The sequence below is a fragment of the Paenibacillus macquariensis genome (genome assembly GCF_900156375.1).
Classification (GTDB): Bacteria; Bacillota; Bacilli; order Paenibacillales; family Paenibacillaceae; genus Paenibacillus_AQ; species Paenibacillus_AQ macquariensis.
In genome coordinates, this window is sequence record NZ_FTNK01000012.1 from 24,826 (window position 1) to 37,841 (window position 13,016).

The 13,016-nt window shown below is 40.5% G+C and carries 12 protein-coding genes; 4 read left to right on the forward strand and 8 right to left on the reverse strand.

Annotation, left to right across the window (positions count from 1 at the left end; all coding sequences use genetic code 11):
* The first annotated feature begins 36 nt into the window (after positions 1–36).
* Positions 37–1,197 carry an ROK family protein gene (locus BW961_RS19455; RefSeq protein ID WP_170878589.1) on the forward strand — a complete coding sequence of 387 codons (1,161 nt, stop codon included), beginning with the start codon at positions 37–39 and terminating at the stop codon, positions 1,195–1,197.
* Between the two features lie 169 nt (positions 1,198–1,366).
* Here the strand turns inward: BW961_RS19455 and BW961_RS19460 are convergent, their stop codons facing one another.
* From BW961_RS19460 to BW961_RS19475, 5 genes are all read right to left on the reverse strand, one after another.
* Complete coding sequence (locus BW961_RS19460) at positions 1,367–3,706, reverse strand: efflux RND transporter permease subunit (RefSeq protein WP_326111116.1); 2,340 nt, start codon at positions 3,704–3,706, stop codon at positions 1,367–1,369.
* Positions 3,703–4,383 carry an efflux RND transporter permease subunit gene (locus tag BW961_RS31760; protein ID WP_326111118.1) on the reverse strand — a complete coding sequence of 227 codons (681 nt, stop codon included), beginning with the start codon at positions 4,381–4,383 and terminating at the stop codon, positions 3,703–3,705. The genes BW961_RS19460 and BW961_RS31760 overlap by 4 nt, the downstream gene beginning before the upstream one ends.
* Before the next feature lie 304 nt (positions 4,384–4,687).
* Positions 4,688–5,563: a hypothetical protein gene (locus tag BW961_RS19465; protein WP_244556004.1), complete on the reverse strand. Its 876-nt coding sequence runs from the start codon at positions 5,561–5,563 to the stop codon at positions 4,688–4,690.
* A gap of 21 nt (positions 5,564–5,584) precedes the next feature.
* Positions 5,585–6,283: an AlkZ-related protein gene (locus tag BW961_RS19470; RefSeq protein WP_068586585.1), complete on the reverse strand. Its 699-nt coding sequence runs from the start codon at positions 6,281–6,283 to the stop codon at positions 5,585–5,587.
* Between the two features lie 26 nt (positions 6,284–6,309).
* Complete coding sequence (locus BW961_RS19475) at positions 6,310–7,242, reverse strand: helix-turn-helix transcriptional regulator (protein ID WP_068586582.1); 933 nt, start codon at positions 7,240–7,242, stop codon at positions 6,310–6,312.
* A gap of 197 nt (positions 7,243–7,439) precedes the next feature.
* On the opposite strand from BW961_RS19475, the gene BW961_RS19480 reads away from it, so the two are divergent.
* A complete protein-coding gene (locus BW961_RS19480) occupies positions 7,440–7,934 on the forward strand; it encodes a double zinc ribbon domain-containing protein (RefSeq protein ID WP_068586580.1) in 495 nt (164 codons plus the stop codon).
* Between the two features lie 64 nt (positions 7,935–7,998).
* Here BW961_RS19480 and BW961_RS19485 read toward each other — a convergent pair whose 3' ends face one another.
* A complete protein-coding gene (locus tag BW961_RS19485) occupies positions 7,999–9,003 on the reverse strand; it encodes an aldose 1-epimerase (protein ID WP_068586578.1) in 1,005 nt (334 codons plus the stop codon).
* A 225-nt stretch (positions 9,004–9,228) separates the two neighbouring features.
* Here BW961_RS19485 and BW961_RS19490 point away from each other — a divergent pair, with 225 nt between their 5' ends.
* Both BW961_RS19490 and BW961_RS19495 read left to right on the forward strand, forming a co-directional pair.
* Positions 9,229–9,816, forward strand: coding sequence for an RNA polymerase sigma factor (locus BW961_RS19490; RefSeq protein WP_068586574.1), 588 nt, complete (start codon positions 9,229–9,231; stop codon positions 9,814–9,816).
* A complete protein-coding gene (locus BW961_RS19495; protein ID WP_068586571.1) occupies positions 9,797–10,594 on the forward strand; it encodes a DUF4367 domain-containing protein in 798 nt (265 codons plus the stop codon). Before BW961_RS19490 ends, BW961_RS19495 begins: the two co-directional genes overlap by 20 nt.
* A gap of 208 nt (positions 10,595–10,802) precedes the next feature.
* Here the strand turns inward: BW961_RS19495 and BW961_RS19500 are convergent, their stop codons facing one another.
* Positions 10,803–11,306, reverse strand: coding sequence for a hypothetical protein (locus BW961_RS19500; protein WP_068586567.1), 504 nt, complete (start codon positions 11,304–11,306; stop codon positions 10,803–10,805).
* 119 nt (positions 11,307–11,425) lie between these two features.
* Positions 11,426–12,736, reverse strand: coding sequence for a hemolysin family protein (locus BW961_RS19505; RefSeq protein ID WP_068586564.1), 1,311 nt, complete (start codon positions 12,734–12,736; stop codon positions 11,426–11,428).
* Between the last annotated feature and the right edge of the window lie 280 nt (positions 12,737–13,016).

Consider the following 13,016-nt stretch of genomic DNA (forward strand, 5'->3'; position numbering starts at 1 on the left):
CTTATTAACCGAATGTTTAAAAAGGATGTGTCGTTTGTGAAAGTTACCGGGGATCAGGCATTGGTCAAAAAAATCAACAAATCGCTAGTGCTGCATACCGTTCGAAAGCACTTCCCCCTATCAAGATCTAGCGTATCGGTCATGACCGGCTTAAATAAAGCCACCGTGTCTACGCTTGTTGCAGAACTATGTGAGCAACAGCTTGTCATTGAGGTCGGTCCTGGACAATCTAGTGGTGGTCGTAAACCGCTTATGCTGCATTTCAACAATATGGCAGGCACTGTGATTGGGATTGAGCTGCGTGTTAAACAGTTATCTGCTGTTCTATGCGATTTGAAAGGCGATATCATACTCGTACGTGATTTCACATTGGAACACCATGGACTAGCCTATGTGTTAGATACAATGAAAGACCTTATTGCTGAATTGATATCCGTCGCTCCTTCTACTCCTTATGGAACAGTAGGGATCGGCATCGGTGTGCCCGGCATGGTTGATGAACAAGGAATCCTTTTATTTGCGCCCAATCTTGGTTGGGAGATGGTTGAACTTCAACAGATACTAGAGACTTATTTTGCTATTCCCGTGACCCTTGATAATGAAGCGAATGCCGGGGCAGTCGGTGAATTGAACTTTGGAGCGGCACAAGATGTGAGTCATCTACTATACGTCAGTGCAGGTTCAGGGATCGGTTCAGGCATCATCATTGACGGAAAGTTATACAAGGGTGCTCGAGGATATGCCGGTGAGACGGGACATATGTGTATTGAGGCAGATGGCAAACCCTGCAGTTGTGGCAGTCGAGGATGTTGGGAATTGTATGCCTCTGAGAAAACCTATGACACGTCCGTGTTTAAACTACCCGCACACAATACACAGGATCTGATACGTTGTGCTAAACAAGGGAACATTGAGGCCATTCGCCATTTCGAGCAAATGGGTAGATACCTTGGTGTTGGCGTTACCAATTTAATTAACAGCTTTAATCCGGAATTGATTATTATTGGTGGAGCTCTGTCAGAGGCTGAGCCATGGTTAGCAACATCCATGAATGAAGTTGTAGCTGAACGTACACTTCCCTACCACAAGCAGCAGCTTCAAATTACATTTTCCAAGCTAGGTAGCCGCGGCACGATGATTGGTGCAGCCTTCTCTTCTGTCATGCATTTTCTCGGGAGTATAAGAATCACACTTTAAACCAAAAGATCGATTCGAGGTAGGGTTCTTTAGCAATATTCCTTCTCCGACGTGCACAAGAAAAGGCTGAGTTCTCCCACACGGAGTAACTCAGCCTTTTCCCTTTTTATTTATTCACGTTATTTAACTTGGAGTCTGAACGTAACTATCACTTGTATTATGAGAACATTTAGAGGCTACTTATCGAATGGTTTGCCGAATCAACCTTCCCTATACGCTGTTTAGCCGACTTACGGAAGTAGAATAGTTCATAAATGACGGGTATCACGATTAGAGTCAGAATCGTTGCGGCGGTCAACCCTCCGATAACGACAATCGCTAAACTTTGTGAGACGATACTACCCTCTTCTGAATGCCCGAATACAAGTGGCAGCATAGCACAGATTGTCGCAATTGCGGTCATTAATATCGGACGCATCCGTGTTAATGCTGCTTCGATAATCGCTTCACGAATCGTCATATATTGCTCATTATGTTTAATCCGGTCAATGAGAACTATCGCATTTGTGACTACGATACCGATGAGCATCAATGCACCGAACAAGGCTGTGAAGTCTGGTGTTACGCCTGAGATGAGGAGTCCAACAATCGCGCCAATCGCTGCTAACGGGAGTGAGAACATAATCGCAAGCGGAGCCCGTAAAGTCTTGAACGTAAGCACCATGATTAGGTAAACCAACCCGATCGATATCAATGCCGTCATCCCCAAGTCTCCAAAATCATCAGATTGGTCGACAGATGCACCACCCGCTAATATCAGTACACCGTCAGGAGCCTTGATTGTGTCTATTTCCTTTTGAATGTTAGCACCAATCTTCGATACCAACTTCGGATCTATTTCTGCCGTAATACGAAGGTACTTCTTACCTTCTTTGTGATAAATCATAGCCGGCTCATTCCGAACTTCAAGTGTCGCAAGCTTGGATAGAGGTACCATTCCTCCAGCAGTCATTAACGTCAGGCTAGTTAGTTCCTTCTCAGTTGTAGGTTTAACCGATGGTTCCAATACTACTGATGTTGAGACATGATCTAGTTCAATTTGACCAATGGGCATGGGATTAAGCATCGCACTAATTTGCATCGCAATTTCTTGACCATTAGCTGCAAGTGGATCAACATTGAAAGCAAATTCTGGCTTTGTATCATCACCACTGCTAGTGACCTTTTCTACACCATCCACTGTTTGTAACTTAGCCGTTAGCTCTTTGGCTACCGACGAAATTGCTGTGAATTCATCACCCACAATATCAACATATTCGGTTGTGGAACCTGAACTCATGATTCCTGTTTCATTTGCTGTCAAAGTCGCTCCGTCATAATTTTTCTTTTGTGCTCGAACTGCTTCCATGAACGCCTGCGCATCAGCGTTTTCCTTCATCATAATTGTGTAGTTAACCTCTGCGAGCGAGGAAACATTCCCCCACTGTGCTTCTTCAGCACTATTTCCATATTGAAGTAGTACCGTATCGGCTTGATCTTGCTTCATCATATAATCTTCAAGTTTTTTACCACTATCAAGAACCTCTTTAACCGGTACATCATTCGCATATTTCAATTTCACCACGACATAACCTGCATCGGATGCATCAAGAGCACCCTTAGGCATATATACATAAGCTGCAATCGAAGCGGCAAATACGAAAAATGCTAGGGATAAAGTTACCCATTTATGACGAAGGTTCCATGCCAGAAACATTCCGAACTTTTTCGAAGATTTCTCTTCTTTAAGGCGAGAACTCCGTAGTAACCATGAACTAAGTAATGGAACTACCGTCAGTGCTACGACCAGAGATGTAATGAGTGAATACGTTATCGTTAAGGCAAACGGTAGAAGGAAAGCCTGTAACCCGCCTCTTAACAGCCCCATCGGTAGGAATACAGCAACCGTGGCAATCGTAGATGATGTAATGGCTTGAGCCACTTCTTTCGTTGCACTAATCACCATCTGAACGGAGAAGGATTCTTTTTGCATTCGACGGTAAATATTCTCGATAACGACTATGCTATCATCCACTAGACGCCCTACTGCAACAGCGACACCCCCTAGTGTAATAATGTTCAGGGTCACACCAGATACTTTCAACAAATACAAGGTAACTGCTAGGGATAAAGGAATAGAAATCACTGTAACTAACGTCGCTCGTAAATTACGAAGGAACAATAAAATGATGATCGTCGCGAACAATGCGCCCATGAGAACTTCACGCATCATACTGTTTACCGAGTCAACGACCATATCTGAAGTACTGAATACGACGGCTACATCTGCATTCTTCACCGTGTTATTAATATCATTAACGACTTCCTGCACTTTATTACCGACATCTACTGCATTTGCATTGGCTTCTTTAGTCACCACTGCGAATAGCACATCTTTACCATTAGATCGACTAATACTTTCATGATCCTGCCTCAGCTCGATCGTTGCTATATCTTGGAGTGTTACACCTTCCATTACCGGCAGCTTATTCAACGTATCAATGCTGTCAATTTGTGATATAACATTCAATTGCCATTTTGTCCGCCAATCGTTTGTGCCCCTACGGAAGCTTCTACGTTACGACCTTTGAGCACACTCATCAGTTGCGTGAAGGAGACTCCCTTTTGAGCCATCTTGGTCTGGTCTGCACTAACACTGATCTGTGAGGCAGGTCTACCATAAAGTCCAACATTTGAGACCCCTTTAATATTTTGCAACTCATGGAGGATCGTTGTCTCTGCAACGGCCAGATTACTTTCGGTCAAACCTTCATCAAATGATACTGTGATTTGAGAAATTGGAATCATAGAAGTGTTTAATTGAAGTACGAATGGTTTCATCACACCTTCAGGTAACTGTAATGGATCCAATGCTTTTTGAACCTCTTGTGAGGCCTCTTTCATATTCGTATTGGAATCAAAGTAGATATCAATCTTCGCATACCCTTCTCCCGAAGTAGAGAGTATCTCCTTCTTCCCCTTCACTAACCCTACAGCACTTTCAATTGGTTTAGTAACCTTATTCTCCATGGAACCGGCATTCTGTCCTGGTCCCATTACCATAACACTCACCTGTGGGTTATCAGCCTCAGGCATGAATTCCATTGGAAGTGTCGTGTAGCTTATCCCTCCAACTACAAGCGCCATAACGACCAGTAATCCTACAGCTGCTTTATTTGCAAATGACCACTTTGTTAACCATCCCATTCCATTTAATCCCCTCTCAAAATATGGTAACTCCTATGTACTTTGTTAAATATAGATGGTTTAGAAAGTCGTAACAACGGCCATGCGACGGGTTATGAAATCCGACTTCTGACGGAGCGTTCCCCCGACTTAAGGCGGGGGAATACCAGAATTTCATCGGGAGGATCACTTCGTATCCTCCCGATGAAGTATGAAATTAATCTCTATAAAAATGAAGAATGTAGTGACTATTCACTCACTTAGCACAAGAAGAGACCAAGTTACCCTACGTGGGATAACTTGGCCTCTTCTTGTATTCTCGCTATTATTCTCGCAGTGTAAGCATTCGATCAACCGTTATGGAACCTCTCCACTCTGCTTCATTACCGGGGCTAAGTGCAGGCCATCTGATCGGCCATCCACCATCTTCTCTTTGCTCATTAACCAGTGCGGTCAAATGTTGCGTCACGATTTCTGGAGATATCCATTTACGACAGTAGCTGCTTGATCTTGGTGCAAAGTCCAATACTTTATGGACATACCCACCCGCTTCGGGATCCAATTCAATGGTTCCATGTTGCTGAAGTTGTTCATCTAACCAGCGTAACATAGGAACTGCTCGATCTCGATCAGGTGTATTTTCCAAGAAAGTAATACATTGAATCAGATCATGATAGTCTTTGGTATCGATCTTAGTCATATTATCCCAAACAAATTGAACAGATTGTTCGAACCATGGTTCCTTATAGAAAGAAGTTAATACAGACTGTTTATATAGTAATCCTAATATGGATCCTGTTGGATTCATTGAACCTATATGATCTTCTTCTGTTGTCCACCATGGTGCATGGGGATCTGCATTTAGACTACAAAATGCTCGTGGAACTCCACCTGTTATAGGAATTGTAATTCCCTTAAGAAAGGTTACAATCCCCTCAAGGATGTCAAGATTGAATGCATCCACTTCATCCATAATCAGAAGCGCCATTTCAGTCGGAATAGGCTGACTGATAGCTGTCCGAATATCAGGTTCCAATGCGTTTCCAAATCCACCATCTGGATTTTGATACGTACGTAATATTGTAACAACAGCCTCCGCAGATCCGCCTTCGAAGTGATACTCATACCTTTTGCGATCCAGTAATCTAGCATTCGAATAGACAAACGTTCTTGCACGATTCATTTGTTCAGACGTCAACAATGAATTCAACCCCTTATCAAATTATTTTAAATGAAATTGTTTCTGAAGATATGTAAAGGCCTCAGAACTACATACGCTCGCAAGTTTATCTTGTAATACAGAAGCTGCTTCTTCACGACTTATTGAAAGTTCTATAACACTTGAAGATGCCATCCAATGTTCTACGGTTTCATAAGAGGTGCTATTCCAACCATTTACTTCCCCTAGCTCATTTACTCTTTCCTTAACTCCTGAGATAACGATATCTAGACTCCCCTGTAATTCAATTAGAGCATTATCGAATGTCGATTTCATTTCTTTGGCTTTCATACCAGCTTGAGAACGCAATTCGCGCGTATCAATACCTTCATTATGCTGGATACATTGGAATACATCTAATGCAGCTTTGGATAATAACCCTTCCCTATAACGAGTATCTGGCACATCTGGAAGTCCCAGAACTTTATGAATATAGGGAAACCATTCTCGTGATACGAGAATTGCTTTCTTTTTGATCATTTTCCCATAAGCGGCTGAACCATCCCCAGGGAATCGAACTCTCCACGACCAAGGATCTTGGTCTGTACCTGAATGCCATTGACTGGGCTCAGTCACACTTGAAAGAGAAGGGTGTCCAGGTATCAGTGACGCAAGAGGAAGAATACCAACATGCTCAATAAGCTGTGTTGCCTCCTCATAGGTATGTATAATTTCATAGTCATGATCCGTTTCTATGTTCATCTATTTCCATCTCCTTATTCTTTAGACTATTGGTTATATCGATCATACACTTCACTTGATTTAGAACGGATTCCGTCTCTAAGTGACGTAGGTTCCATGACTTCTGCATCCATTCCAAGTGTGTAGAACAATTGAATAGCCCACGGGATCTCTGAATCTGGTAGATCACATTCAACCAACCATTCATCTTCACCGATAGATCTAATAGACTCTCCGATATGCTCGTCCCGCTCGACCTGAAGCATTCCTTTGTAAGTCAATTTAGCACGAATATGTATGGATACTGGTTCTTTCTTATGTTCGTGATCGTGTAGGGATTTATGCTGTGGAATCTCTTGAGGTTGTTCTTCTTTAACCTCCTCCATTCGATCTACTCTAAACACCCTTATTTCACCGTGTGTAGGAGAATAAGCCTCACAATACCAGAACCCGTGTGCAGCATATATTTTATGAGGTTGAAGGATGAGTCTTCTATGATGATTCATGGATTTGTAAAGTGTAGAGATCCACTTAGACTCTGCTGTTAGCAGTATTAAGGGTGACAAATATGGTGTTACATAATTCCGAGTAGGAACATTCATTTCCAATGTTTGAAGCAAAGGATGAATCTGATCGATCATATTCTTAGGAAGGATATTCTTGATCTTGTCTCTTACTGTCCAACGTTCGCTGTTAAATGGTGTGTCTGAATACTCCATTAAGCCTTGTAGCGCAAACAATACGGTTAGAGCCTCTTGCGAATTAAGCTGAAGAGGTGGAAGGTGGTAACCCTCCATCAGTCTAAATCCACCCTGAGGACCACTTATCGCATACAAAGGAACACCCATCTCAGATAAAGATTGAATATCTCGCAAAATAGTCCGACGGGACACCTCCATTTTGCTCGCCAAAGATGAAGCCGTCTCGCCTTGTTGCTGTAATGCCATAATGATCGCCATTAATCGGTCTACTCTTTTCATTATTACCCCTCCTCTCATGATTATAGCAAAGGATTAGTGACATCTTATATGTCACCTATACTCTAGTCATACAAAGAAAATCAAGGAAACTTCGAAGGTCATACAAGACCGACTAAGACCATACAATATAATTATGAACCGTGTATTTAAGTTGTTCAAGGGGATCCCTATATACCATCCCTAAAAGGAGGAACAAGATGTCACACTTCTTCAATAAAATGAAACAAAGTGTTACCGATGTTAGCAAAAAAGCACAAAATACCGTTGAAGCGGCTACTCTAAAAATTCAAATGACTACGAAGGAAAAAGAAATAGATAAGAACTATTCCGCTATTGGTCGTATCATTCACCAATCCGTAGCACGTAAAGAAAGCACCATTCCGATTGCTGATATTCAGAAGTTCCAAAAAGTCATCCTAAATCTTGAACAAGAACTAGAACTGATGCAGCGAAAAATCCAACAGATTCAAAGTCAGAAAGAATGTGGATGCGGTAAAATGTTGCCAGCGGACGCCACATACTGCCCTTTTTGCGGACAACAATTTCATGTCGTCAAGGTACGAACTGTCCCTCCTAGTGGACAGGGATCTTCAAATGCACAACATGTCAATTCAAATCGACATTGTACGCAATGTGGAAGCTCCGTTATGTCAACAGATCATTTCTGTAAAACTTGTGGACATCAATTATAGACATGATTAACGAAGTCATTAAAAAAAGATAGGTAGCTATTACGCTACCTATCTTTTTATGTCATTACCCCTGAATGTAATACAAGCGACTCGACTCTTCCCAGCTCTCACCAGGTTGAATTCCAATCAATCCAATCTCTTCTGCGTCTCTCCCTTTAATGTTAGGGGCATTCACAAGGTTCATTTGTGGCTCAGGACAGAAGAACTCTCCACAAGCTCCATTATTCCAGATCATCCAGTACTTATAGGAGGTACCTACATCATAAATGAGCTTGTCACCAGTTCTTGTATGTGTAAGTTCCATCATGTTACGTCCATTCTGAGGCTGTGATGTATAGTGGTTATCCAAGCCATCAAAGTATGGATTAACACCTTCACCTTTCATTAGCTCTTCATCCGGACTTAGCGGTAGAACATGACCTGTAGGCAAGCTACGATCATTCAGTTCTATTCTCTCACCTATCGTGAGCTTCACACGATAGTCTGCTGCAACGCTATCAGTAACAAATGGTGCATTGATAGCTGTGTGAAAAGCAATTAAATTAGGCATGCGTTCTTTACCGTCATTCTTCACGTTCACTTGTTGTTGAAGTCCAGCCTCACTCAGGGTATATGTTAGTGTAATGGTAAATTCAAATGGAAAATACGTCTTATATAAATGGCCTTCACGCACGGTTTGTGAAAGTATGACCTTACTTTCATAGGAATCGGAAGAAAAGTGCACTACATTCCATGGAAGGGTATTCATATATCCATGTAAATGGTTGTTATTCGCTTCCTCGTTGATTGGTAACTGGTATACCTTCCCTTCCCATGGGAACTTGCCATCTTCGAAGCGGTTGGGAGGGAACAAAATAGGAATCCCATAGATGCCAGGATTAGCTTTAAAATGTTCCATTTCATTCGCTTTCGGTTCACGTAAGAATTGGTAGCCCTTATCAGTATCTCGGAATAAAATCAGATTTCCACCTAATTCAGGTAAGACAGCTACTTCCAATCGTCCATGCTTAAGCCATATTGCCTTTTCTCCCTGAAAGTCGGTTTCGTATGCCGAATATTGAGTGTTCATAAGTTCCTCCTAAAATTATAGTAGCCTCACTTCGTTAAGTCCTAGATGATTTTTGAAATAATAGGTATATCATACCATGTATTTTTTCGTTATCCAAAGAAGTAAGCACATATTCAAACTATCAATTAAGATAGGCACACCCATTTAAATAATGTAATATGTAATAGTTAAGAAAATATTACCACTTTTACTTTTAGATAGGTCTTTGTTAGAGAGGGGAGTATCATGTCGAACAATTTGAATCTTTTAGTAGCAGCTGACTTCAGTCAAATTAGTGAAGAACTACAAGAAAAAATCTATTATGAGTATTATGAATACGTCTATGGCATGATCTATTGTATCGTTAAAGACCATGCGACTACAGAAGATATTATTCAAGATGCTTTTATAAAAATAATTACGAAGAAGCCTATCTTTGAGAACGAGATCAAACTTAAAGCTTGGTTAAAAGTAGTTACCCGGAATACTTCCATAAATTTTTTAAGAAAAAACAAAAAACACCGTAACCAACTAGATATTGACAGCGTTTATACATATATAGATGAAGTATTGCAGTCACCAGTCTCTGTAGAGCACTCCGTTGAGAGTAAAATGATGGAGGATTCTATACTTACCTATATCAATTCTTTAAAACCAGAGTTCCGCGTATTAATTGAATACCGTTGGAAACAAGGTTTATCCTATAAGGAAATGTCAGAACTTTTAGATCTTCGTGAAGATATCATTAAGCAAAGACTATTCCGAGCGCGGGAGAACATTAAAAAAATGATGCATAAAGAATGGGGTGTACTAGATGAACGACGAAAGATTTGATCAATGGTTTGATGATGCCTTTGATAACTCAGTTTCATCATCTAGCCTCTTTTCGGAGGAATCGAAAAAGGAATCATGGAAAAAGGTCCAGGTTAAGATTGAAAAAATGAATATGCTCAAAAAGAGAAAGCGTCATTTTCAGCTTGCCGCTGTCGTTGCTGCCTCTGTTACTGCAGGCGCAATTATCTTCAATCCTCCCGCAATAACAAAAGCTGGTTCCCCTGTGTACTCGACCATTAAAGACTGGGGCGACGGCGTTATCAATATTGTTTTCGGAACCACTGACCACTCTAATTTGGAAAAAGCTAAGACATCACCACCACCTGGTTATTTTAATGAAACCGAGGAGAACCCTTCAGCGATATTGGAAAGTGTGACTGAGTATCAGTCCAAAGTATTATCACTTGAAGAAGTGCAGAATTATATATCCTTTACGTATCCCAACATACACAATATACCTGAACGATTTGAGTTGAAAAGTTCTGAGCTACCCACGACAACTCCCGTAGAGAAGTCTGATGATGTTACCATGACCTATAAAACGGATAATAATGAAACGATGAGAATAATAATACATTCTTTCGCTTATCCAACAGTATCCTCTTCTACGGGTTCAGAGGATACAGAAATATTAACATTAGAGAATGACATTGAAGCATACTATACTCCTGGCCGTTTTAATGATATTCAATTTCTTTATAATGGAATGAAAATTTGGATATATGGGAATGTAACGAAGGAAGAGCTTCTAAAGATGGCAGAGAGCCTTCCAAGGTAGGTAATTCTTAATAACTTCATCTGTTCTAATAATAAAGCAACCGCCCAACTCATCATGGCGCGGTTGCTTTATTATTAGATCGATTAAGGTCTTAACACATGACATTGACTGTAACGTTTGCTGTGCTTCTGAAGAAGAAATGAAAGAAACTTCTAGTGTAATAAATAAAGGGGAGTATCAGTGAACTGATACTCCCCTTTATTATATTCTATTGCGTAACTAAAACGGATCCCGTGTAAAGCGTAGTTTCTTCACCTATAGTCCCTTTCTTTACCCAAAGAACACCTTTACCACGGTAATAATAACCTGACGTTACCGTATATTCAGCATTTCCACTATAATAATCCGTTGAGACAGAAGATAGTGAACTACCCGTACCCGAAACAGGCACCCAAATAGATCCATTATAGCGCTCTAAGGAAACATTAGCACCTATAGAGTTCACAATCTCATAAGCTGAAATAGTCGCATTGAGTCTCACTTTCAAGCTACTCGGATTAGTTATTCCAAGATCAGTATAATAAATGTATTTAAAACTAGAATTAACAGCATTGGGCACTATGCTCTCCGTTACTGGTGGAGCTGTCGTTAGCGCACCTGGCGCTAGCGCTTGTTGCGTATCCGCTGCACTCACTTGAATAGAGAACAACATACTTACTAGCGCCATTAACAATGTTAATGTAAGAAACTTCTTTGGCATGATTCTTTTCATAAATAAAACTTCCTCTCGTTATATAGATATTATCCTGGGATATAATAGAAACGCCTATTAAGAGAGAAAGTTACATGTTTATACAACATAATTAAAAATAAGTATTTAACTATGAATTCTTACGCTCCTTCTTCTTCTAAAAGAAGCTTCTTAATTAATTGAATTCGGGAGATACGTTTGTTATCCGTTTCATCTACGATATATATATGATTGTCGAATTCCAAGGATTGACCTTTCTGAGGTGGAATCGTTTCAAGTCTTGAATAGAGCCAGCCACCGATTGTGTCATAATCATTGGTGTCCATCTCAAGTCCGAAACGTTCATTGATCTCATCGATTAACATCAATCCATCAATAGAGTATTCGTCATCTCTTATCTTCTCAATCCCTGGTCGTTCTTCATCGAATTCGTCTTGAATTTCGCCTACGATCTCCTCCATGATGTCTTCCATCGTTACAAGTCCCGATGTTCCACCATACTCATCAATTAATATGGCGATTTGTGACTTACCTCTTTGCATCAATTTGAGCAATGCACTGATATGGATAGACTCTGGTACCGTAATGATTGGGCGAACAATGTTCGGATATTCTATTTCGCTTGTTCTTAACAAGTCTTTAATATGAATAAATCCGATAATGTTATCTTTATCTCCATCACATAGGGGATAACGCGTTCTCATCCCGTCATATGCTAATTCAATGTTCTCTTCTCTAGGAACATGTTTGTATAGACAGATCATTTCCGTTCGAGGGATCATGATCTCGCGTGCGGTCGTCTCCGCAAATCCGAAGATATTATTTACAAGTGCGAGTTCTGTATTATTGATCAATCCACTTTTATTACTTTCATTCATCAAGATTCGTATTTCTTCCTCCGTATGTGCAGAATCTTGTTCAGACTCAGGTTCGATGTGTAGAAACTTCAATATTTGATGAGCTAATCCATTGAGTAACCAGATAAATGGCGACATTATTTTATAGAATAATGTGATCGGTGCTGCTGACAATAGTGTGACTGAATTCGACTTTCTCAGGGCTATCGTCTTGGGTGCTAATTCACCTAATACAATATGAAGTACTGTAATAATGATAAATGCAATGGCCACAGAAATACCATGTACTACGGCTTCACTATAACCAAGTAAGTTAACTAGTGGCTGTAATATTCGACCGATGGCCGGTGCACCAATCCATCCAAGTCCTAATGAAGCTAATGTAATTCCAAGTTGGCATGCTGATAAGTATGATTCAAGATTGTTCGTAATGTTTCTAGCTAATATTGCACCTCTACGTCCGTCCGCTACAAGTGTATCAATTCGACTACTTCTTGCTTTCACCATCGCATATTCAGCTGAGACGAAAAAACCATTTAATAATATTAAAGCAACAACCCAAATTAAACTTATACTACTCGGTAATGGGTCCAATCTTTAACCTATTCATCGTAATCCTTCACTGACGAATAGGTACACCTCCTTCGTTTTTCAAAAATGTAATGCGGTTGAATTATCAAACCTACACAATACAGCGTCATTTTCCCAAGCGACTCATCTCCCAGTTATCCTGAATTTAAACTATATAATTAATTATATAGTTATACATTACACAGTCAAACGCTAGGGTATGACTGTATTTCACAGAAACAATGACTTTTAATGTGTAAACAGCGATTTACAACGCTAAAAGGGGTGCCTTCGTCAATTGCGA